This is a genomic window from Bacillus sp. FF-1 (assembly GCF_028548245.1).
Lineage (GTDB): Bacteria > Bacillota > Bacilli > Bacillales > Bacillaceae_G > Bacillus_A > Bacillus_A paranthracis.
In genome coordinates this window covers 15,484-36,831 of record NZ_JAQQGG010000013.1, presented here as the reverse complement: position 1 = coordinate 36,831, position 21,348 = coordinate 15,484, and the positions used below count along the sequence as shown (strand labels likewise).

At 40.2% G+C, this 21,348-nt stretch carries 22 protein-coding genes and 1 other annotated feature; all 22 genes read right to left on the bottom strand.

Annotated elements, in window-relative coordinates:
- Positions 1 to 16: 16 nt before the first annotated feature.
- Positions 17 to 847, bottom strand: a complete 831-nt coding sequence (rplB, locus tag PQF83_RS26855; protein ID WP_000511580.1) for a 50S ribosomal protein L2 — start codon at positions 845 to 847, stop codon at positions 17 to 19.
- Positions 848 to 875: 28 nt separating this feature from the next.
- A complete protein-coding gene (rplW, locus tag PQF83_RS26850) occupies positions 876 to 1,166 on the bottom strand; it encodes a 50S ribosomal protein L23 (RefSeq protein ID WP_001205558.1) in 291 nt (96 codons plus the stop codon).
- The gene (gene rplD / locus PQF83_RS26845) at positions 1,166 to 1,789 is read right to left on the bottom strand and encodes a 50S ribosomal protein L4 (protein ID WP_001127258.1); all 624 of its coding nucleotides are present in this window, start codon (positions 1,787 to 1,789) and stop codon (positions 1,166 to 1,168) included. Before rplD ends, rplW begins: the two co-directional genes overlap by 1 nt.
- A gap of 25 nt (positions 1,790 to 1,814) precedes the next feature.
- Positions 1,815 to 2,447, bottom strand: a complete 633-nt coding sequence (gene rplC, locus PQF83_RS26840; RefSeq protein WP_000160207.1) for a 50S ribosomal protein L3 — start codon at positions 2,445 to 2,447, stop codon at positions 1,815 to 1,817.
- A gap of 34 nt (positions 2,448 to 2,481) precedes the next feature.
- Positions 2,482 to 2,790 carry a 30S ribosomal protein S10 gene (gene rpsJ / locus PQF83_RS26835; RefSeq protein ID WP_001040596.1) on the bottom strand — a complete coding sequence of 103 codons (309 nt, stop codon included), beginning with the start codon at positions 2,788 to 2,790 and terminating at the stop codon, positions 2,482 to 2,484.
- Between the two features lie 400 nt (positions 2,791 to 3,190).
- Positions 3,191 to 4,378, bottom strand: a complete 1,188-nt coding sequence (gene tuf / locus PQF83_RS26830; protein ID WP_001029615.1) for an elongation factor Tu — start codon at positions 4,376 to 4,378, stop codon at positions 3,191 to 3,193.
- A 117-nt stretch (positions 4,379 to 4,495) separates the two neighbouring features.
- Complete coding sequence (gene fusA, locus PQF83_RS26825) at positions 4,496 to 6,574, bottom strand: elongation factor G (protein ID WP_000090373.1); 2,079 nt, start codon at positions 6,572 to 6,574, stop codon at positions 4,496 to 4,498.
- 207 nt (positions 6,575 to 6,781) lie between these two features.
- Complete coding sequence (rpsG, locus tag PQF83_RS26820) at positions 6,782 to 7,252, bottom strand: 30S ribosomal protein S7 (protein ID WP_001137493.1); 471 nt, start codon at positions 7,250 to 7,252, stop codon at positions 6,782 to 6,784.
- 29 nt (positions 7,253 to 7,281) lie between these two features.
- The gene (gene rpsL, locus PQF83_RS26815) at positions 7,282 to 7,704 is read right to left on the bottom strand and encodes a 30S ribosomal protein S12 (RefSeq protein ID WP_001142340.1); all 423 of its coding nucleotides are present in this window, start codon (positions 7,702 to 7,704) and stop codon (positions 7,282 to 7,284) included.
- Positions 7,705 to 7,818: 114 nt separating this feature from the next.
- Positions 7,819 to 8,067 (bottom strand): 50S ribosomal protein L7ae-like protein, encoded by a 249-nt coding sequence (locus tag PQF83_RS26810; protein WP_000121830.1) that lies wholly within the window; start codon positions 8,065 to 8,067, stop codon positions 7,819 to 7,821.
- A gap of 113 nt (positions 8,068 to 8,180) precedes the next feature.
- Positions 8,181 to 11,792, bottom strand: a complete 3,612-nt coding sequence (gene rpoC, locus PQF83_RS26805; protein ID WP_000567937.1) for a DNA-directed RNA polymerase subunit beta' — start codon at positions 11,790 to 11,792, stop codon at positions 8,181 to 8,183.
- 37 nt (positions 11,793 to 11,829) lie between these two features.
- The gene (gene rpoB, locus PQF83_RS26800) at positions 11,830 to 15,363 is read right to left on the bottom strand and encodes a DNA-directed RNA polymerase subunit beta (RefSeq protein WP_000147554.1); all 3,534 of its coding nucleotides are present in this window, start codon (positions 15,361 to 15,363) and stop codon (positions 11,830 to 11,832) included.
- Between the two features lie 292 nt (positions 15,364 to 15,655).
- Positions 15,656 to 16,255: a class I SAM-dependent methyltransferase gene (locus PQF83_RS26795; RefSeq protein WP_000763281.1), complete on the bottom strand. Its 600-nt coding sequence runs from the start codon at positions 16,253 to 16,255 to the stop codon at positions 15,656 to 15,658.
- Positions 16,256 to 16,331: 76 nt separating this feature from the next.
- A complete protein-coding gene (gene rplL / locus PQF83_RS26790) occupies positions 16,332 to 16,691 on the bottom strand; it encodes a 50S ribosomal protein L7/L12 (protein WP_000159736.1) in 360 nt (119 codons plus the stop codon).
- Between the two features lie 67 nt (positions 16,692 to 16,758).
- Positions 16,759 to 17,259 carry a 50S ribosomal protein L10 gene (gene rplJ, locus PQF83_RS26785; protein WP_000048716.1) on the bottom strand — a complete coding sequence of 167 codons (501 nt, stop codon included), beginning with the start codon at positions 17,257 to 17,259 and terminating at the stop codon, positions 16,759 to 16,761.
- Between the two features lie 39 nt (positions 17,260 to 17,298).
- Positions 17,299 to 17,442, bottom strand: a sequence feature (ribosomal protein L10 leader region).
- Positions 17,443 to 17,491: 49 nt separating this feature from the next.
- The gene (rplA, locus tag PQF83_RS26780; RefSeq protein WP_002020168.1) at positions 17,492 to 18,184 is read right to left on the bottom strand and encodes a 50S ribosomal protein L1; all 693 of its coding nucleotides are present in this window, start codon (positions 18,182 to 18,184) and stop codon (positions 17,492 to 17,494) included.
- Between the two features lie 177 nt (positions 18,185 to 18,361).
- Positions 18,362 to 18,787 carry a 50S ribosomal protein L11 gene (gene rplK / locus PQF83_RS26775; RefSeq protein ID WP_001085872.1) on the bottom strand — a complete coding sequence of 142 codons (426 nt, stop codon included), beginning with the start codon at positions 18,785 to 18,787 and terminating at the stop codon, positions 18,362 to 18,364.
- A gap of 167 nt (positions 18,788 to 18,954) precedes the next feature.
- Entirely contained in the window at positions 18,955 to 19,488 is a 534-nt protein-coding gene (gene nusG, locus PQF83_RS26770; RefSeq protein ID WP_000415794.1) for a transcription termination/antitermination protein NusG, read from the bottom strand.
- 131 nt (positions 19,489 to 19,619) lie between these two features.
- The gene (gene secE, locus PQF83_RS26765; protein ID WP_001241321.1) at positions 19,620 to 19,799 is read right to left on the bottom strand and encodes a preprotein translocase subunit SecE; all 180 of its coding nucleotides are present in this window, start codon (positions 19,797 to 19,799) and stop codon (positions 19,620 to 19,622) included.
- A gap of 32 nt (positions 19,800 to 19,831) precedes the next feature.
- Entirely contained in the window at positions 19,832 to 19,978 is a 147-nt protein-coding gene (gene rpmG / locus PQF83_RS26760) for a 50S ribosomal protein L33 (RefSeq protein ID WP_002070160.1), read from the bottom strand.
- 131 nt (positions 19,979 to 20,109) lie between these two features.
- Entirely contained in the window at positions 20,110 to 20,766 is a 657-nt protein-coding gene (locus tag PQF83_RS26755; protein ID WP_000387199.1) for an RNA polymerase sporulation sigma factor SigH, read from the bottom strand.
- Between the two features lie 67 nt (positions 20,767 to 20,833).
- Positions 20,834 to 21,346, bottom strand: a complete 513-nt coding sequence (locus PQF83_RS26750) for an NYN domain-containing protein (RefSeq protein ID WP_000997883.1) — start codon at positions 21,344 to 21,346, stop codon at positions 20,834 to 20,836.
- Between the last annotated feature and the right edge of the window lie 2 nt (positions 21,347 to 21,348).

Below are 21,348 nucleotides of genomic sequence, written 5' to 3'. Positions count from 1 at the left end.
CCGTACTACAATCCCATTATTTTTTACGACGACGAACGATGAATTTGTCAGACGCTTTGTTTTTCTTACGAGTTTTGAATCCAAGAGTTGGTTTACCCCATGGAGACATTGGAGACTTACGTCCGATTGGTGAACGTCCTTCACCACCACCGTGTGGGTGATCAACTGGGTTCATTACAGAACCACGAACAGTTGGGCGCTTACCTAACCAGCGAGAGCGACCAGCTTTACCGATCTTGATAAGTTCGTGTGACTCGTTACCAACTTGACCTACAGTTGCACGGCAAGCAGATAATACAAGACGCACTTCACCAGAAGTTAAACGTACAAGAACGTATTTACCTTCTTTACCAAGTACTTGTGCAGATGTACCAGCAGAACGAACTAATTGTCCACCACGACCTGGTTTAAGCTCGATGTTATGAACAACAGTACCTACTGGAATGTTGATTAATGGTAATGCGTTACCGATTTTAATGTCAGCTTCAGCGCCAGACATAATTTCCATACCTACTTCTAAGTTCTTAGGAGCAAGAATGTAACGTTTTTCACCGTCAACGTAGTTAATTAATGCGATATTCGCAGAGCGGTTTGGATCGTATTCGATCGTAGCAACGCGTCCTGGAATTCCATCTTTGTTACGTTTGAAGTCGATGATACGGTATTGACGCTTATGTCCGCCACCTTGATGACGTACAGTGATTTTACCTTGGTTATTACGACCAGCCTTTTTGCTTAAAGGAGCAAGTAAAGACTTTTCGGGTCTGTCAGTCGTGATTTCAGCGAAATCATTCGTAGTCATGTTACGACGACCGTTAGTAGTTGGATTATACTTTTTAATTCCCATCTCAATTTCCCTCCTTCTTTAGTAAGAATTAAACGCCTTGGAAGATTTCGATTTCTTTGCTGTCAGCAGTTAGCTTAACGATTGCTTTACGACGACGGCTAGTAAAACCAGCGTGACGACCAACGCGTTTTGCTTTCGGCTTGTAGTTCATGATGTTCACTTTTTCTACTTTAACACCAAAGATCGCTTCTAGAGCATCTTTAACTTCTGTTTTATTAGATTTAACGTCCACATCGAACGTGTATTTTTTTTCAGCCATCATTTCCATAGAACGTTCAGTGATAACTGGGCGCTTAATGATATCACGAGGATCTCTCATTATGCAAGCACCTCCTCTACTTTTTCCACTGCCGCTTTTGTCATGATTAGCTTATCATGATGAAGCACGTCTAAAACGTTTACGCCATCAGCAGTGATTACTGTTACTCCAGGGATATTGCGAGCAGATAACTCTACAGATTCGTTTGCATCAGCAGTTACGATAAGAGCTTTCTTCTCAACAGTTAATCCTTTAAGTACTGCTAGCATATCTTTTGTTTTTGGTGCATTTAACACTAGGTCTTCAAGAACTACAATGTTGTTCTCAACTACTTTAGTAGCTAATGCAGATTTGATTGCTAAACGACGAACTTTCTTAGGAAGTTTGTACGCATAGCTTCTTGGTGTAGGTCCGAATACCGTACCACCACCACGCCATTGAGGAGAGCGGATAGACCCTTGACGAGCACGTCCAGTTCCTTTTTGACGCCATGGTTTACGACCACCACCGCGAACTTCAGAGCGAGTTTTTACTTTGTGTGTACCTTGACGTAAAGATGCACGTTGCATCATTACAGCTTCGAAAAGTACAGCTTCATTTGGTTCGATACCGAAAATAGCTTCAGCTAATTCGATTTCACCAACCTGTGAACCAGTTTGGTTATATACAGTAACTTTTGGCATTGGAATTCCTCCTTCCTATTGTGAATTATTTGCTAACCTTCACAGCGCCTTGAACAACTACAAGAGATTTCTTAGCACCTGGAACGTTACCTTTTACTAGTAATAAGTTGCGCTCAGTGTCAACTTGAACGATTTCTAAGTTTTGGATAGTAACTTGGTCTCCACCCATACGTCCAGCAAGTTTTTTGCCTTTGAATACACGGTTCGGAGCAACTGGGCCCATTGAACCTGGACGACGGTGATAGCGAGAACCATGAGACATAGGTCCGCGAGATTGTCCGTGGCGTTTGATAACACCTTGGAAACCTTTACCTTTAGAAATTCCTGTTACATCAACGATTTCACCTGTAGCGAATACGTCAACTTTTACCTCTTGACCAACCTCTAATCCGTCCACGTCTGCATCGCGGATTTCGCGAATGAAGCGCTTAGGAGTTGTAGATGCTTTAGCAGTGTGGCCTTGTTCAGGTTTGTTAGTTAACTTTTCACGCTTATCTTCAAATCCTAACTGAATTGCGTTGTAGCCATCAGTTTCAGTTGTTTTCTTTTGAAGAACAACGTTTGGATTAGCAGCGATAACTGTTACTGGGATTAACTCACCGTTCTCAGCAAATACTTGAGTCATACCGATCTTTCTTCCTAAGATTCCTTTGGTCATGAGTTACACCTCCTACATTTTTAAGTTATATAAATTATAGTTTGATTTCGATATCTACACCAGATGGTAAGTCTAAACGCATTAATGAATCTACTGTTTGTGGAGTAGGACTCACGATGTCGATTAGACGTTTGTGCGTGCGCATTTCGAATTGCTCACGAGAATCTTTGTACTTATGAACAGCACGAAGAATTGTGTAAACAGTTTTTTCAGTTGGTAATGGGATCGGACCAGAAACTGTTGCCCCAGAACGCTTAGCTGTTTCTACAATTTTCTCAGCTGACTGATCAAGAATACGGTGATCGTAAGCTTTTAAACGGATACGAATTTTTTCTTTTGCCATTATTTTCCCTCCTTCGTTCGCCTATTTCTAAAATAGACCTTCTCCATGGAAATTTCCTCACACCATGCCATGGCAAAGCGGCCGGGTGTGTCAGCAACCTTCCACTTCATCGCAGTCAAAGACCAACATTGTCTATTATACAATGTTATTCGTCTAGATGCAAGCATCTTTTTGTTTGCATCTGCTTTTCTCTACTTTTGCTATTATACATGGCACTTTAAAGAATTTCAAGTTTTCATCTAGCAGAATTCATTTTACAGTTTCTGGATTTCGGTTTTAATGATTTCACATTATTATAGAAGAAACTCGTCAAAACATGAAACAATCATTTTGTTCATTATATAAATGCAAACAAAAACCCCAAGGGAAAATCCCTCGGGGTTTTTTATATCAGTTAAGATTACTCAACGATAGTAGCAACTACGCCGTAACCTACTGTACGTCCACCTTCACGAATAGAGAATTTAGTTCCCTCTTCGATAGCGATTGGAGCGATAAGTTCGATAGTCATTTCTACGTTGTCACCAGGCATTACCATTTCAGTACCTTCTGGTAATTGGATGATACCAGTTACGTCAGTTGTACGGAAGTAGAACTGTGGACGGTAGTTAGCGAAGAATGGAGTGTGACGTCCACCTTCTTCTTTAGATAATACGAAAACTTCAGCTTTGAATTTAGCGTGAGCTTTTACAGAACCGCTTTTTGCAAGTACTTGTCCACGTTGGATGTCTTCACGAGCAACCCCACGAAGTAAAGCACCGATGTTGTCACCAGCTTGAGCTTGGTCAAGAAGTTTACGGAACATTTCTACACCAGTTACAGTTGTAGAAGCATTTTCTTCAGCAAGACCGATGATTTCTACAACGTCACCAACTTTAACGATACCGCGCTCAACACGACCAGTAGCAACTGTACCACGACCTGTGATAGAGAATACATCCTCTACAGGCATTAAGAATGGTTTGTCAGTTTCACGTTCTGGAGTTGGGATGTAAGCATCAACTTCAGCCATTAATTCAATGATTTTTGCTTCCCAATCAGCTTCTCCTTGAAGAGCTTTAAGAGCAGAACCTTTGATTACAGGAATGTCATCGCCTGGGAATCCGTATTCAGATAATAGGTCGCGAACTTCCATTTCTACTAATTCTAATAATTCTTCGTCGTCTACCATGTCGCATTTGTTTAAGAATACAACGATGTAAGGTACACCTACTTGACGAGAAAGAAGGATGTGCTCACGAGTTTGAGGCATTGGGCCATCAGCAGCAGATACTACTAAGATACCGCCGTCCATTTGAGCAGCACCAGTGATCATGTTTTTAACATAGTCAGCGTGACCTGGGCAGTCAACGTGTGCATAGTGACGAGTTTCAGTTTCGTACTCAACGTGTGCAGTTGAGATTGTGATACCGCGCTCTCTTTCTTCTGGAGCAGCATCGATTTGATCGTATCCGCGTGCTTCAGCACCACCAGCTTTTGCAAGTACTGTAGTGATCGCAGCAGTTAATGTAGTTTTACCATGGTCAACGTGGCCGATTGTACCGATGTTAACATGGGGTTTAGAACGTTCGAATTTAGCTTTAGCCATTCTAAATTCCTCCTTAGTTTATATAGGTTATTTTATATTTAGGCTAGAAAGCGAAACTTGCGTCCCACTTTCTAAGCTTACATAAGTAGTTATACGTGAAGAATCGATAAAAATCAATTATTCACCTTTATTTTTTTTGATAATTTCTTCAGAAACAGACTTTGGTACTTCTTCATAGTGATCAAACACCATAGAGAATGTTCCGCGTCCTTGAGTGTTAGAACGTAATGACGTTGCATAACCGAACATTTCAGAAAGTGGAACCATAGCGCGAACAACTTGAGCGTTACCGCGAGCTTCCATACCTTCTACACGTCCACGACGAGATGTTACGTCACCCATAATGTCACCCATGTACTCTTCAGGAATTACAACTTCAACTTTCATCATTGGCTCAAGAATTACTGGGTTACATTTAGAAACCGCAGCTTTAAGTGCCATAGATGCAGCGATTTTGAACGCCATCTCAGATGAATCGACATCATGGTAAGATCCGTCAACTAATGCAGCTTTAATGTCTACTACTGGATATCCAGCAAGTACACCATTTTTAAGTGCATCTTCAAGACCTGCGCCTACAGCTGGGATGTATTCACGTGGAACAACACCACCGACGATCTTGTTTTCGAATTCGAATCCTTTACCTTCTTCATTAGGTTCAAACTCAATCCAAACGTGACCGAATTGTCCACGTCCACCAGATTGACGAGCGAACTTACCTTCAACTTTCGCAGCAGAGCGGAAAGTCTCACGGTATGCTACCTGAGGAGCACCAACGTTTGCTTCAACTTTGAACTCACGGCGCATACGGTCAACGATGATATCAAGGTGAAGTTCACCCATACCAGCGATGATTGTTTGGCCAGTTTCTTGGTCAGTGTGAGCACGGAATGTTGGATCTTCTTCAGAAAGCTTAGATAATGCTGTACCCATTTTATCTTGGTCAGCTTTTGATTTTGGTTCGATAGCTACAGAGATAACTGGCTCTGGGAATTCCATAGACTCAAGGATAACAAGGCTCTTCTCGTCACAAAGAGTATCACCAGTAGTAGTATCTTTTAAACCTACAGCAGCAGCGATATCACCAGCGTAAACTGTTGAGATCTCTTCACGGCTGTTAGCGTGCATTTGTAGGATACGACCTACACGCTCACGCTTACCTTTAGTTGAGTTTTTCACGTATGATCCAGAGTTTAACACACCAGAGTACACACGGAAGAATGTTAACTTACCAACATAAGGGTCAGTCATGATTTTGAATGCTAGAGCTGAGAAAGGCTCTTCATCGCTAGACTTACGTTCTACTTCTTCATCTGTATCCGGAAGAGTACCTTTGATTGCAGGTACATCTAATGGAGATGGTAGGTAGTCGATAACTGCGTCTAACAGAATTTGAACACCTTTGTTTTTGAATGCAGAACCACAGATTACTGGGAAGAATTCTACAGAAGTTGTAGCCTTACGGATACCAGCTTTAAGCTCTTCTACAGTGATTTCTTCACCTTCTAGGTACTTCATCATCATTTCTTCATCAAGCTCAGCTACCGCTTCAATAAGTTTTCCACGGTATTCTTCAGCTAGTTCTTTATGCTCTTCAGGAATTTCAACACGTTGAATGTCTGTTCCTAAATCGTTACCGTACATGTAAGCACATTCTTCAACAAGATCAATGATACCATTGAACTCATCTTCAGCACCGATTGGTAACTGAATTGGGTGTGCGTTTGCTTGTAAACGATCGTGGATTGTTCCTACAGAGTATAAGAAATCTGCACCGATTTTATCCATTTTGTTAACGAATACGATACGAGGTACGCCGTAAGTAGTAGCCTGACGCCAAACAGTTTCTGTTTGTGGTTCTACACCAGATTGTGCATCAAGTACTGCTACTGCGCCATCAAGTACGCGTAAAGAACGTTCTACTTCTACTGTGAAATCTACGTGACCTGGAGTGTCAATGATGTTTACACGGTGACCTTTCCATTGTGCTGTAGTTGCAGCAGAAGTAATTGTGATACCACGCTCTTGCTCTTGCTCCATCCAGTCCATCTGAGATGCACCTTCGTGAGTTTCACCGATTTTGTGAATACGTCCTGTGTAGTACAGAATACGCTCAGTAGCTGTTGTTTTACCAGCATCGATGTGAGCCATGATACCAATATTACGAGTGTTTTCTAAAGAGAACTCTCTTGCCATTTGGTGTCTTGCTCCTTCCATATATGGATTGGATTTTTTATTTTAAGTAGCAAAAAAGCCACTTTATATTGTTACACATGTCAGTATGTCCAGTACCCTCATTATGTAAAACGAGCGCCCAACGAAAGGGAGAGGCATTCTCCCTCTCCACACTTCCATAAGCGACAAATAAAGCGGTTTATGCTTACATTTATTTTACGTTGAATCCTACCAACGGTAATGAGCAAATGCTTTGTTAGCTTCTGCCATTTTATGAGTGTCTTCACGTTTCTTAACAGATGCACCAGCGTTGTTAGCTGCATCTAAGATTTCGTTAGCAAGACGCTCTTCCATAGTTTTTTCACCACGAAGACGAGCGTAGTTTACTAACCAACGAAGACCTAAAGTTGTACGGCGTTCTGGACGAACCTCAACTGGAACTTGGTAGTTAGCACCACCAACACGACGAGCGCGTACTTCAAGAACAGGCATAATGTTCTTAAGAGCTTGCTCGAATACTTCCATTGGCTCTTTACCAGTACGTTCGCTTACGATATCGAACGCATTATAAAGAATTGTTTGAGATTTACCTTTTTTACCGTCAACCATCATTTTGTTGATAAGGCGTGTTACTAGCTTCGAATTGTACATTGGATCTGGTAACACGTCACGTTTTGCAACAGGTCCTTTACGAGGCATATTGAGTTCCTCCTTTCATTAAAAAGTTATTATTTCTTAGCCGCTTTAGGCTTTTTAGTACCGTATTTAGAACGGCCTTGCATACGCTTGTCAACACCAGCTGTATCAAGCGCACCACGAACGATGTGGTAACGTACCCCTGGTAAGTCTTTTACACGACCACCGCGAATTAATACTACGCTGTGCTCTTGTAAGTTGTGACCGATACCTGGGATGTATGCTGTTACCTCAATACCATTTGTTAAACGAACACGAGCATATTTACGTAACGCTGAGTTAGGTTTCTTTGGAGTCATTGTACCAACACGAGTACATACACCACGTTTTTGAGGTGCAGAGATATCAGTTGATTTTTTCTTTAAAGAGTTAAAACCTTTGTTTAACGCAGGTGATTTAGATTTCCATACTTTATCAGTACGACCATTTCTCACTAATTGGTTAATAGTAGGCATTTGATTATCCTCCCTTCGCATGTTTGTATGACCACATATCCAGGTGGTTCATTATTAGTTGAAAACAAAGTTTTTGCAAGGGAGAGCAAATGCTCTCTCCTCACAAAAACAGTTTTAACTTATTATTCCTATTGCTGAAGCTCCCACTTGAATCCCCGCAACTTTTCCAAGTTTACGAACTGATTCAACTTTGGTTATGGGTATGTTATGTTGCAATGCAGTGCGAATGATAACATGGGTTAACCGCATATCAGCATCTTCTGCAATGACAACTTCTTTAACTATACCATTTTTGATTGCTTCCAATGTACGTTTATGACCAACGACTACATTTTCAGCATTTGACACTTTTTGATAAGACATATAAATATCCTCCAAAGCATCGTTCAGGAGCAACCTTGCTTATAGTAACATTTTGACTCATACAATGTCAACTAGGATTAACTGTTTTTATACAAAATTTACGACGGAAAATTTTACTGTTCCACATAAACTTCATCGTTTTCTACATTCATGTCATCTTGTGTTGTTTTAACAAGATCCACTTTGCGATAACGATTCATACCTGTTCCAGCAGGAACAAGTTTACCGATAATAACATTTTCTTTCAATCCTAGAAGCTCATCGCGTTTACCCTTAATCGCTGCATCAGTTAAGACACGAGTTGTTTCTTGGAACGATGCTGCAGATAAGAATGAATCTGTTTCAAGTGAAGCTTTTGTAATACCAAGTAGAACTGGTCTAGCTGTTGCTGGTTGTTTACCTTGCAGTAACACCTTCGCATTCGCATCAGTAAACTGATGGATATCTAGTAATGTTCCTGGTAATACATCTGTTTCACCTGCATCACTCACACGTACTTTACGTAACATTTGGCGTACCATTACTTCTACGTGTTTGTCACCAATTTCTACCCCTTGCATACGGTATACTTTTTGAACTTCACGTAATAAGTATTCTTGAACTGCCGTAATGTCCGTTACTTTTAGTAATTCTTTCGGATCGATAGAACCTTCTGTTAACTCTTTACCGTGGCTAATTTTCTGTCCTGGAATTACTTTCAGACGAGCACCGTAAGGAATAGCATACGTACGAGCTTCAACTTCACCCTGTACAACTACTTCTTGGCGATCTTTAACATCGTTGATCGCTGCGATAACACCGTCGATTTCACTGATAACAGCCTGACCTTTCGGATTACGAGCTTCGAAGATCTCTTGGATACGAGGTAAACCTTGAGTGATATCATCTCCGGCAACCCCACCTGTATGGAACGTACGCATCGTTAACTGTGTACCTGGCTCACCGATAGATTGAGCTGCGATAATACCTACCGCTTCCCCTACTTCTACGTCTGTTCCAGTTGCTAAGTTACGACCGTAACACTTCTTACATACACCATGGCGAGTGTTACACGTAAACGCTGAACGAATGTTTACAGTTTCAACACCCGAATTTTCAACGATATGAGCGATATCTTCAGTAATTAATTGATTTTCAGCAACTAATACTTCACCTGTTTCAGGATGTTTTACAGTTTTTCTTGCAAAACGTCCAACAAGACGATCATATAATGACTCAATAACTTCATTACCCTCTTTAATCGCACCAATTAATAAACCGCGATCTGTTCCACAATCATCTTCACGAACGATTACATCTTGTGCAACGTCAACAAGACGACGTGTTAAGTAACCAGAATCGGCAGTTTTCAGTGCTGTATCGGCAAGACCTTTACGCGCACCATGCGTAGAGATGAAGTACTCAAGTACTGTTAAACCTTCACGGAAACTTGATTTGATTGGAAGTTCGATGATACGACCAGATGGATTGGCCATCAGACCACGCATACCAGCAAGCTGAGTAAAGTTCGATGCGTTACCACGGGCACCGGAATCACTCATCATGAAGATTGGGTTGCGTTTATTCAAGGACTTCATCAGTTTTCCTTGGATAACATCTTTTGCATTACTCCAAATAGAGATAACGCGATCGTAACGTTCTTCTTCCGTGATTAAACCGCGACGGAATTGTTTAATTACATTATCTACTTTTGCTTGTGCTTCGTGGAGAATTTCATCTTTTTCACCTAATACAAGAATGTCAGATACCCCAACTGTAATACCAGCTTTTGTAGAGTACTTGAATCCTAAGTTTTTCATACGGTCAAGCATGCGAGACGTTTCTGTAATTTTGAAACGTTTAAACACTTCCGCAATGATGTTACCAAGGATTTTCTTGCTGAATGGCGCCACTTCTTCGCGACTAGCAATAATCTCTTTAATGTTCGCACCTTTTTCAACGAAATATTTCGCTGGTGTTTCTTTTTCAAGGTTTGAATTTGTTGGTTCATTAATATAAGGGAACGACTCTGGTAAGATTTCGTTAAATATTAATTTACCAACTGTTGTTAATAGAAGCATACTCTTCTGCTCTTCAGTAAATGTTGCGTTGTTTACTGCGCTTGCAGCTACTGCAACACGTGTATGAAGATGTACATATCCATTTTGGTATGCAAGTAATGCTTCGTTCGCATCTTTGAAGACCATACCTTCACCGATTGCACCTTCACGCTCAAGTGTTAAGTAGTAGTTACCTAATACCATATCCTGAGATGGAGTAACAACTGGTTTACCGTCTTTCGGGTTCAAGATGTTTTGTGCCGCTAACATAAGAAGACGAGCTTCTGCTTGTGCTTCTGATGATAAAGGTACGTGAACGGCCATTTGGTCACCGTCAAAGTCCGCGTTGTATGCAGTACATACAAGTGGGTGAAGACGGATTGCGCGACCTTCTACTAATGTAGGTTCAAACGCCTGAATACCAAGACGGTGAAGTGTTGGTGCGCGGTTTAGAAGTACTGGATGTTCTTTAATCACAGATTCTAAAACGTCCCAAACTTCAGGTTGTACACGCTCGATTTTACGTTTCGCACTCTTAATGTTGTGTGCTAATCCTTTTTCAACTAACTCTTTCATTACGAAAGGTTTGAACAATTCAAGCGCCATCTCTTTCGGTAATCCACATTGATACATCTTTAAGTTCGGTCCTACAACGATTACAGAACGACCAGAGTAGTCAACACGTTTACCTAATAAGTTTTGACGGAAACGTCCTTGTTTACCTTTAAGCATGTGAGATAGTGATTTTAATGGACGGTTACCTGGTCCAGTAACTGGACGGCCACGACGACCATTATCGATTAATGCGTCTACAGCTTCTTGTAACATACGTTTTTCGTTTTGAACGATAATGCTTGGTGCACCTAAGTCCAATAGACGTTTTAAACGGTTGTTACGGTTAATTACACGACGGTATAAGTCGTTTAAGTCAGAAGTAGCAAAACGTCCACCATCTAACTGTACCATTGGGCGTAGTTCTGGTGGGATTACTGGTAGAACATCTAAGATCATCCAAGATGGCTCATTTCCAGAGTTACGGAATGCTTCTAATACTTCTAGACGTTTAATAGCACGAGTACGGCGTTGTCCTTGTGCTGTTTTTAATTCTTCTTTTAAGAAGTCTACTTCTTTATCTAAATCGATGTCTTGTAATAGCTTTTTAATCGCTTCTGCACCCATAGCAGCTTGGAATGTGCTACCATATCGATCACGATATGCACGGTATTCTTTTTCAGAAAGTAATTGCTTCTTATCAAGTGGTGTATCTCCACTTTCTGTTACAACATAAGAAGCGAAATAAATTACTTCTTCAAGCGCGCGAGGGGACATGTCTAAGACAAGTCCCATGCGGCTCGGGATACCTTTGAAATACCAAATATGAGATACAGGAGCAGCTAATTCGATATGACCCATACGTTCACGACGTACTTTCGCACGCGTTACTTCAACACCACATCGATCACAAACTACACCTTTATAACGTACACGTTTGTATTTTCCGCAATGACATTCCCAGTCCTTTTGTGGTCCGAAAATACGCTCACAGAACAAGCCATCTTTTTCAGGCTTTAACGTACGATAGTTAATTGTTTCTGGTTTCTTAACTTCACCGTATGACCAAGAACGAATCTTGTCAGGTGAAGCAAGTCCAATCTTCATATATTCAAAGTTATTTACATCTATCAAGGGGCCTACCTCCCTTTTAGTCTACAGGTTATCCCAATTATTCCTTAGTTGTCTCAACTTCGACATTCAATTTGTCTGCTGATTGATGATCATCGTCATCTTCCGTATCACGCATTTCAATTTCTGTATCGTCGCTAGACATCATTTTAACGTCCATACCTAAACTTTGCAGCTCTTTAATCAATACTTTGAATGATTCAGGAACGCCTGGTTCTGGAACATTTTCGCCTTTAACAATTGCTTCATACGTCTTAACACGTCCAACAACATCATCAGACTTCACTGTTAAGATTTCTTGAAGAGTATAAGCAGCACCGTAAGCTTCAAGTGCCCAAACCTCCATCTCACCGAAACGCTGTCCACCGAACTGAGCTTTACCTCCAAGAGGCTGCTGCGTTACAAGTGAGTATGGTCCAGTAGAACGAGCATGAAGTTTATCGTCAACCATGTGCGCAAGTTTGATCATATACATGACACCAACAGATACACGGTTATCGAATGGTTCACCAGTACGTCCGTCATACAGGATTGTTTTCGCGTCATTTGCCATACCAGCTTCTTCAATTGTGCCCCAAACATCTTCCTCACGAGCACCATCGAATACTGGTGTTGCAATGTGAATGCCAAGGTATCTTGCTGCCATACCAAGATGAAGCTCTAATACCTGACCGATATTCATACGAGATGGTACCCCTAATGGGTTTAACATGATATCGATTGGCGTACCGTCTGGTAAGTAAGGCATATCTTCTTCTGGTAAAATACGAGAGATAACACCTTTGTTACCGTGACGTCCGGCCATCTTGTCACCTTCAGAGATTTTACGTTTTTGAACGATATATGCACGCACAAGTTGATTCACGCCTGGTGGCAATTCGTCGCCATCTTCACGGTTGAATACTTTTACGTCTAAGATAATACCGCCACCACCGTGTGGTACACGTAGTGATGTATCACGTACTTCACGCGCTTTTTCTCCAAAGATAGCATGTAATAGACGTTCTTCAGCTGTTAATTCTGTTACACCTTTAGGTGTTACTTTACCAACAAGTAAATCTCCATCTTTTACTTCCGCACCAACGCGAATGATACCGCGCTCGTCAAGGTTACGTAATGCATCTTCCCCAACGTTTGGAATATCACGTGTGATTTCTTCTGGTCCAAGCTTCGTATCACGAGCTTCTGACTCATATTCTTCAATATGAATAGAAGTATACACATCATCTTTTACAAGGCGCTCACTCATAATGATCGCATCCTCGTAGTTATAACCGTCCCAAGTCATGAAGCCAACAAGCACGTTACGTCCAAGTGCTAGTTCACCTAATTCCATAGAAGGACCATCCGCAAGGATTTCACCTTTTACAACTTCATTTCCAACACTTACGATTGGACGTTGGTTGTAGCAAGTTCCTTGGTTAGAACGAATGAATTTTTGCATTTTGTAGCGATCTAAGTCGCCTTTTACTGTTTGACCGTCAACTTCTACATAGCGACGTACCCAAACTTCACGTGCTTCTACGCGCTCAACAATACCAGGGTGTTTACAGATTACTGCAGCACCTGAGTCTTTTGCTGATACGTACTCCATACCTGTACCTACAATCGGTGATTCCGGATTCATTAACGGAACCGCCTGACGTTGCATGTTCGCTCCCATAAGTGCGCGGTTAGAGTCATCGTTTTCTAAGAACGGAATACAAGCTGTCGCTGCCGACACTACTTGTTTTGGTGATACATCCATGTAGTCGATGCGTTCTTTATTTGTGACAATGTTTTCACCACGGAAACGAGCTACGATATCTTCATCAAGGAATTCTCCTTCTTCAGATAATTTCATATTCGCTTGGGCTACAACATAATTATCTTCTTCATCTGCTGTTAAATAATCAACATGCCCTGTTACAAGACCAGTTTCTGGGTCAACACGACGGTATGGTGTTTCAATGAAACCAAACTCATTTACTTTCGCGAATGAAGATAATGAGTTAATCAAACCGATGTTTGGTCCCTCTGGTGTTTCAATCGGACACATACGACCATAGTGAGAGTAGTGAACGTCACGTACTTCAAAGCCTGCGCGCTCACGCGTTAAACCACCAGGTCCTAATGCAGATAGTCTTCGTTTGTGAGTTAACTCTGCTAATGGGTTTGTTTGGTCCATGAACTGAGATAACTGAGAACTTCCGAAGAACTCTTTAATAGATGCAATAACAGGACGAATATTAATTAATGCCTGTGGTGTAATTGCATTTGTATCTTGGATCGACATTCTCTCACGAACAACACGTTCCATACGAGAAAGACCGATACGGAATTGATTTTGTAATAGTTCTCCAACAGAACGCAGACGACGGTTTCCTAAGTGGTCGATATCATCTGTATCCCCTACTTTGTATAGTAGGTTGAAGAAGTAACTGATAGAAGCAAGGATATCACCTGGTGTGATGTGTTTTACATCGCGAGTAATATTTGCATTACCAATTACGTTAATTACGCGCTCGCCTTCTGACTCAGGAGCATAAATCTTAATAGATTGCAGCTCAACATCGCCTTCTACCACTCCACCCATTGGTTTCGCTGTTTTGAATCCAATGTTTTTCTCTAAGTAAGGTAAAATGCGATCAAGTGTACGACGATCTAAGATTGTTCCTTCTGCCGCTAAAATTTCACCAGTTTCTGGATCCACTAATGTTTCAGCTAAACGTTGATTAAACAATCTGTTTTTAATGTGTAACTTTTTGTTGATCTTGTAGCGACCTACATTTGCTAAATCGTAGCGCTTTGGATCAAAGAAACGAGACACAAGTAAGCTCTTAGCATTTTCTACTGTTGGTGGTTCACCAGGACGTAGACGCTCATAAATTTCAAGCAATGCTTTTTCTGTGCTATCTGTGTTGTCTTTTTCTAATGTGTTGCTTAAGTATTCGTTATCACCTAAAAGCTCGGTGATTTCTTGATCAGAGCCAAACCCTAATGCGCGTAACAAAACAGTTACAGGAAGTTTACGCGTACGGTCAATACGCACATATACAACATCCTTAGCATCTGTCTCATACTCTAACCAAGCTCCGCGGTTTGGAATTACAGTAGCAGTAAAACCACGTTTTCCGTTTTTATCCACTTTGCCACTATAGTATACGCTTGGAGAGCGAACTAACTGGGAAACGATAACACGTTCTGCACCGTTAATTACGAATGTTCCAGTCTCTGTCATGAGTGGGAAATCTCCCATGAACACATCTTGTTCTTTTACTTCACCAGTTTCCTTGTTGATTAGACGCACTTTTACACGAAGTGGTGCTGCATACGTCACATCACGCTCTTTGCATTCGTCTACAGAGTATTTAGGTTCACCTAAGCTGTAGTCGATAAATTCAAGCGATAGATTTCCCGTAAAGTCTTCAATCGGAGAAATGTCTTGGAACATTTCTCGCAAACCCTCATCAAGAAACCACTGATAAGAAGAGGTTTGAATTTCGATAAGATTTGGTAACTCTAATACTTCACTAATACGGGCATAACTTCTTCGTTGGCGGTGGCGTCCGTATTGAACTAGTTGACCTGTCAACTGCTTCACCCCTCAAATCATGAGTATTATAAATGCACAAAAAAATTTGTGCAAAATCACAAATAAATACAACTACTGCTATTTAGCGTAGTCTTTTTCTCTTAAAGATAAATACGTTGAGTCTTTCTACCTGTTCAAAAAAGAAAAATGGCTTCTATAAGAAAACCATCATTCTGTTTCATAATCTGCTGATTTTACTATCTTTTCCAAGAGAAACAAAAATATACATCTTTCTCAACGCAGAAAATCATATATTGGCATTGTATAATGTTAACATAGCCAAAAATAACCGTCAACGTTTTTTTGATTTTATGATATAATATCCTTTTTTCTTTTCTACAACTTCGACTTCAGAAAATACTTCTTCTAGTTTCTTCAGCGCAGATGGTGCACCTTGTTTCTTTTGAATAACAATCCACAACTCCCCACCTGGAACTAAATGTTCTATAGCTTTTTCTAAAATCTCATGCACGATATCTTTACCTGCACGAATTGGAGGATTAGATAGAATAGCAGCATACATACCATCTACATTTTCATAGACGCTACTTTGAAAAATGTGCACATTTCCAATTCTATTGTTAGCGGCATTTTCTTTCGCAAGCTCAAGTGCCCTTTCATTCACATCCACCATGTGAACTTTACGGTCTTGAAACTCTTTCGCCAACGATAAACCAATTGGTCCATATCCACAACCTACGTCTAATATGTCACCTTTAATATCTGGCACTTGAAACGCTTCAATTAAAAGACGAGAACCAAAGTCCACTTCGTTTTTCGAGAACACCCCACGGTCAGATAAGAAAGTAAATTGAGATCCACGAAGCGTAAATTCCCATCGCTTACGATCACTTTTACTAGAAGGGTCATTAGAAAAATAATGGTCTGCCATATGGCCACCTCTTTTCTTTACAGTTAAAAAAAAAGCTCGCATGAGAGCGAGCTTTTTTTAAAGCATCAAAAGTTAATTACTTAACTTCTACAGCAGCGCCAACTTCTTCAAGTTTAGCTTTGATTTCTTCAGCTTCTTCTTTAGCAGCAGCTTCTTTGATTACTTTTGGAGTGTTGTCAACTAATTCTTTAGCTTCTTTTAAGCCAAGACCAGTGATTTCACGAACAACTTTGATAACTTTGATTTTTTGTGCACCAGCGCTAGTTAGTTCCACATCAAATTCAGTTTTCTCAGCAGCAGCTTCTCCAGCGCCACCAGCAACAGCTACAGGAGCAGCAGCAGTTACGCCGAATTCTTCCTCGATAGCTTTTACTAAGTCGTTAAGTTCTAATACAGTCATAGATTTAACTGCTTCAATGATTTGTTCTTTAGTCATTGTAAATATCCTCCCTTAAATAGGTTTGTATTGTTTTATCGATAATACGTAATTATCTTTTAAAAAATTAAGCGCCTTGCTCTTCCTTTTGGTCTGCAACTGCTTTAGTAGCAAGTGCAAGGTTACGGATTGGAGCTTGAAGAACGCTAAGAAGCATAGAAAGTAAGCCTTCACGTGATGGAAGAGTAGCGATAGCTTTAACCTCATCAAGTGTTACAAGTTTACCTTCGATTACGCCTGCTTTAATTTCTAAAGCTTCATGATCTTTAGCGAAGTCGTTTAATACTTTCGCAGGAGCAACTACATCCTCGTTACTGAACGCGATTGCGTTTGGTCCTGTTAAGAATTCATTTAACTCAGCCATTTCAGCAGATTCTGCAGCACGACGAGTTAGAGAGTTTTTGTAAACTTTGAACTCAACGCCAGCTTCACGTAATTGCTTACGTAATTCTGTTGCTTCAGAAACTGTTAAACCACGGTAGTCAACAACGATTGTAGATTTACTAGCGCGAAGTTTGTCCGCGATTTCAGTTACAACTTGTTGTTTAGTTTCGATTACTTTGCTCATGTTATTACACCTCCTGTAGATTATATAGAAGATGTACCGAAAGTGCACTAAAAACCTCCATGCCCAACTTGTAGACATGGAGGCATATAGTCACAGAAAAAAATTCCGCTTCGTATATTAACACCTAGGTAGGAAATTAAGTCTATTGACACCTACTGTCTACGGTACACTAATTAAATTCACAACATAAATGATTATATTAAAACTTCTTTATGAAGTCAACTTCCAAAATTTACGCTAATGTAGAAACGTCTACACGTACGCCAGGTCCCATTGTAGAAGCAACTGTTACGTTCTTCATGTAAGTACCTTTTGCAGCAGCTGGCTTAACTTTTTGTAAAGTGTCAGCGATTGTTCTGAAGTTTTCTACTAATTTAGCATCTTCGAAAGATACTTTACCGATTGGAACGTGGATGTTACCAGCTTTATCAACGCGGTATTCAACTTTACCAGCTTTGATTTCGTTAACAGCTTTAGTTACATCGAAAGTAACTGTTCCAGTTTTAGGGTTTGGCATTAAACCTTTAGGTCCTAATACGCGACCAAGTTTACCAACTTCACCCATCATGTCAGGAGTTGCTACTACTACATCGAAATCGAACCAACCTTGTTGGATTTTACCGATGTAATCAGCATCGCCTACGAAGTCAGCTCCAGCAGCTTCAGCTTCTTTAGCTTTTTCACCTTTAGCGAACACTAATACACGTTGTACTTTACCAGTACCGTGTGGAAGAACAACTGCACCACGGATTTGTTGGTCAGCTTTCTTAGGGTCAACACCTAAACGGAATGCAGCTTCTACAGTTGCATCAAATTTAGCTGTGTTTGTTTTCTTTACTAATTCTACTGCTTCTGTTGCAGAGTAAGCAGCTGCACGATCAACAAGCTTTGCAGCTTCTACGTACTTTTTACCTCTTTTAGCCATTTTTATTTCCTCCTCGAATGTGGTTTTAGCGGAATAACCTCCCACGTTTACGCTTATTTTCAGGTATAACCTGAGGATGCGCGCCACCCATTTATTTAAAAACGATAATCATTTACGATAATAAAGGTTGCGAATTGGAATTCCAGACCCGCAACCTTTTTTAAAAAACAAATCGAATTAGTCTTCGATAACGATGCCCATACTGCGTGCAGTACCTTCAACCATACGCATTGCAGCTTCTACGCTAGCAGCGTTTAGGTCAGGCATTTTAGTTTCAGCGATTTCGCGTACTTTATCACGCTTAACAGTTGCCACTTTATTACGGTTTGGTTCACCAGAACCAGACTCAATACCAGCTACTTTCTTAAGAAGAACAGCAGCAGGAGGAGTTTTAGTAATGAAAGTGAATGAACGGTCCTCAAATACCGTAATTTCAACAGGGATGATAAGACCAGCTTGATCTGCTGTACGAGCGTTAAACTCTTTACAGAAGCCCATGATGTTAACACCTGCTTGTCCTAATGCTGGACCAACTGGTGGAGCTGGGTTAGCTTTACCTGCAGGAATTTGAAGCTTTACCATTTTAATTACCTTTTTAGCCACGAGACACACCTCCTTAAGTCCGTGATGTGGTCAATTGGACAGTGATTTGCCCTCCCACGTCATATTTTATCTCTAAGGATAAAATCTTTCAAAAAACGTCTCCGATAACGAAGACGTACTGACTTAAAAGATATTATCACTTTTTACAATTCATTTCAAGTTTCATTTTATAATTTTTCAATTTGATGGAAGTCAAGTTCAACTGGAGTCTCGCGACCAAACATGTCCACAAGCACACTAACCTTCTTCTTCTCCACATCAATTTCTTCGATAGCACCTGTATAATCTGCGAATGGTCCCTCATTTACACGTACTGTCTCATGAAGTTCAAAGTCGAAATCAACCACTTCGTTGTCCATTCCCATATGTTTCATAATGGTAACAACTTCCTCTTCTAATAGAGGTGATGGTTTAGATCCAGAACCAGAAGAACCAACGAACCCAGTTACACCTGGCGTGTTACGTACAACATACCAAGAGTCATCAGTCATGATTAATTCTACTAATACATAACCTGGGAACACTTTTCTTTTCATTAATTTTTCTTTACCGTTTTTCATTTCTACTTCTACTTCTTCCGGGACAACAACACGGAAAATTTTATCTTGCATACCCATTGATTCTACACGTTTCTCTAGGTTTGCTTTTACTTTATTTTCATATCCAGAATAAGTATGGACAACATACCAACTTTTTTCCATTCATTTAGGACGAGCGTCCTTCCCTCCCTGACGTACATTTTTTTGCGCAAATGAAAAAACCCGTTCACCGGGCTTTTACACAGTTCTTATAAATAACATTATATCATGGATAAGTGCTTCTTATTCAAGAATTAACCAAGAATTAACCGAATTAAAGAAGAAATGCCCATATCAACTACTGCGAAGAAAATCGCAAAGAAGACAACTGTAGCGATAACAGTCGCTGTTGAACGGAGTAATTCATCTTTTTTAGGCCAACTTACTTTTTTCATTTCGCGACCTACATCGCCGAAAAAGTTCGTTAAACGCATCTACGGGACCTCCAGTGTATTATTTCAATTATTTATTTTGTTTCCTTGTGAACTGTATGCTGATTGCATGTTTTACAAAATTTCTTTATTTCAAGTCGCTCTACTGAGCTCGTATCTTTCATCGTAGAGTAGTTTCGATTTTTACACTCTTCACATGAGAGTACAACTTTTTTCCTCATTAGTTACACCAACCTTGTAACATTATGTCCCTAAAAATGTATCATACAATAAAAGACAATGTCAATGACATGCCTTTTGTACTCGCTACAAAAAGAAAACAGGTGATTTTTTACACCTGTAGCTCTTGTTATTAATTTGAAGTGGTACTCTCTCTCATTTCCATATATCGTTCCAATTTCCGCTTCACTCTCTGTAAAGCGTTATCAATAGATTTCACATGTCTATTTAACTGTTCCGAAATCTCTTGATAAGAACGACCGTCTAGATATAAAGAAAGCACTTTTCTTTCTAAATCGCTTAATAATTCAGATATTTTAGATTCTATGTCGGTATATTCTTCCTGACTTATAATCATTTCTTCAGGATCAGTTACCTTCGCTTCCGAAATAACATCTAATAATGTCCGATCAGATTCCTCGTCATAAATCGGTTTATCTAAAGACACATATGAATTTAACGGAATATGTTTTTGCCTGGTTGCTGTTTTAATAGCGGTAATAATTTGTCGAGTGATACACAGTTCAGCAAATGCTTTGAATGAAGACAGCTTGTCCTCTTTATAATCACGAATCGCTTTAAACAATCCAATCATACCTTCTTGAACAATATCTTCTCGATCGGCACCCACTAAGAAATAAGATCTCGATTTCGCGCGAACAAAGTTCTTATATTTGTGAATCAAATATTCTAGAGCGTCAGTATTACCTTTTCGAACTAACTCAACGATTGCCTCATCTTCTAAATCACGAAATGTAACGTCGCCTACACTTACGAAGCCTGCTTCCACCTTGATCCCTCCGACCGCTATTTATTTAGAAATATTATACAGTAAAAAGACAAAGAGCGTCAATGCTTCAACGCTCTCCTCTTCTTAATTTTTCTAACTTTTCTGTAATATCTTTACTAAATATCTTTCGCATAGCAGGTTGCTTTTCTTTTGTGTCTTGTGTACGCCTTCTTACTTGTTGCTCCATCGCTTGTACTTCCAACTCTAATTCCCGCGCAGATTTCCGGAGCGCACCTTGAGCAAATATAACCCATTGTTCCGTATAATCAGAAGTCGCAACATATATTTGCGTATTTATATTTCTAAGCTCAATTGCAAGTTGCTCTATCTTTTCATCTGCAGTTTGATTCTTCCTCGTGAATATAACTTCCACACGTGATTGTTTCATCTTTTTTTCAATACCGTGGACTGTATAAGCATCAAAAACGATCATTACCTTTGTACCTGTGTAACCTTGGTAATCCGCCATCTTATCAATCAGTGCATCTCTTGATGATTGCAAATCTACATCCCGTAGTTTTTTCAAGTCTCCCCAAGCTCCAATAATGTTGTAACCGTCAACGATTAAAATATCGTTCATTT

Bases quoted from the DNA above. Each gene is read 5' to 3' on its own strand.
- rplA (WP_002020168.1), bottom strand. From the start codon at position 18,184: ATGGCTAAAAGAGGTAAAAAGTACGTAGAAGCTGCAAAGCTTGTTGAT.
- rplJ (WP_000048716.1), bottom strand. From the start codon at position 17,259: ATGAGCAAAGTAATCGAAACTAAACAACAAGTTGTAACTGAAATCGCG.
- rplB (WP_000511580.1), bottom strand. From the start codon at position 847: ATGGGAATTAAAAAGTATAATCCAACTACTAACGGTCGTCGTAACATG.
- rplW (WP_001205558.1), bottom strand. From the start codon at position 1,166: ATGAGAGATCCTCGTGATATCATTAAGCGCCCAGTTATCACTGAACGT.
- rplC (WP_000160207.1), bottom strand. From the start codon at position 2,447: ATGACCAAAGGAATCTTAGGAAGAAAGATCGGTATGACTCAAGTATTT.
- rpsJ (WP_001040596.1), bottom strand. From the start codon at position 2,790: ATGGCAAAAGAAAAAATTCGTATCCGTTTAAAAGCTTACGATCACCGT.
- rpsG (WP_001137493.1), bottom strand. From the start codon at position 7,252: ATGCCTCGTAAAGGACCTGTTGCAAAACGTGACGTGTTACCAGATCCA.
- secE (WP_001241321.1), bottom strand. From the start codon at position 19,799: ATGCGTTTAACGAACTTTTTCGGCGATGTAGGTCGCGAAATGAAAAAA.
- PQF83_RS26810 (WP_000121830.1), bottom strand. From the start codon at position 8,067: ATGTCTTATCAAAAAGTGTCAAATGCTGAAAATGTAGTCGTTGGTCAT.
- tuf (WP_001029615.1), bottom strand. From the start codon at position 4,378: ATGGCTAAAGCTAAATTCGAACGTTCTAAACCCCATGTTAACATCGGT.
- fusA (WP_000090373.1), bottom strand. From the start codon at position 6,574: ATGGCAAGAGAGTTCTCTTTAGAAAACACTCGTAATATTGGTATCATG.
- rpmG (WP_002070160.1), bottom strand. From the start codon at position 19,978: ATGAGGAAAAAAGTTGTACTCTCATGTGAAGAGTGTAAAAATCGAAAC.
- PQF83_RS26750 (WP_000997883.1), bottom strand. From the start codon at position 21,346: ATGAACGATATTTTAATCGTTGACGGTTACAACATTATTGGAGCTTGG.
- rplL (WP_000159736.1), bottom strand. From the start codon at position 16,691: ATGACTAAAGAACAAATCATTGAAGCAGTTAAATCTATGACTGTATTA.
- PQF83_RS26795 (WP_000763281.1), bottom strand. From the start codon at position 16,255: ATGGCAGACCATTATTTTTCTAATGACCCTTCTAGTAAAAGTGATCGT.
- rpsL (WP_001142340.1), bottom strand. From the start codon at position 7,704: ATGCCTACTATTAACCAATTAGTGAGAAATGGTCGTACTGATAAAGTA.
- nusG (WP_000415794.1), bottom strand. From the start codon at position 19,488: ATGGAAAAAAGTTGGTATGTTGTCCATACTTATTCTGGATATGAAAAT.
- rplD (WP_001127258.1), bottom strand. From the start codon at position 1,789: ATGCCAAAAGTTACTGTATATAACCAAACTGGTTCACAGGTTGGTGAA.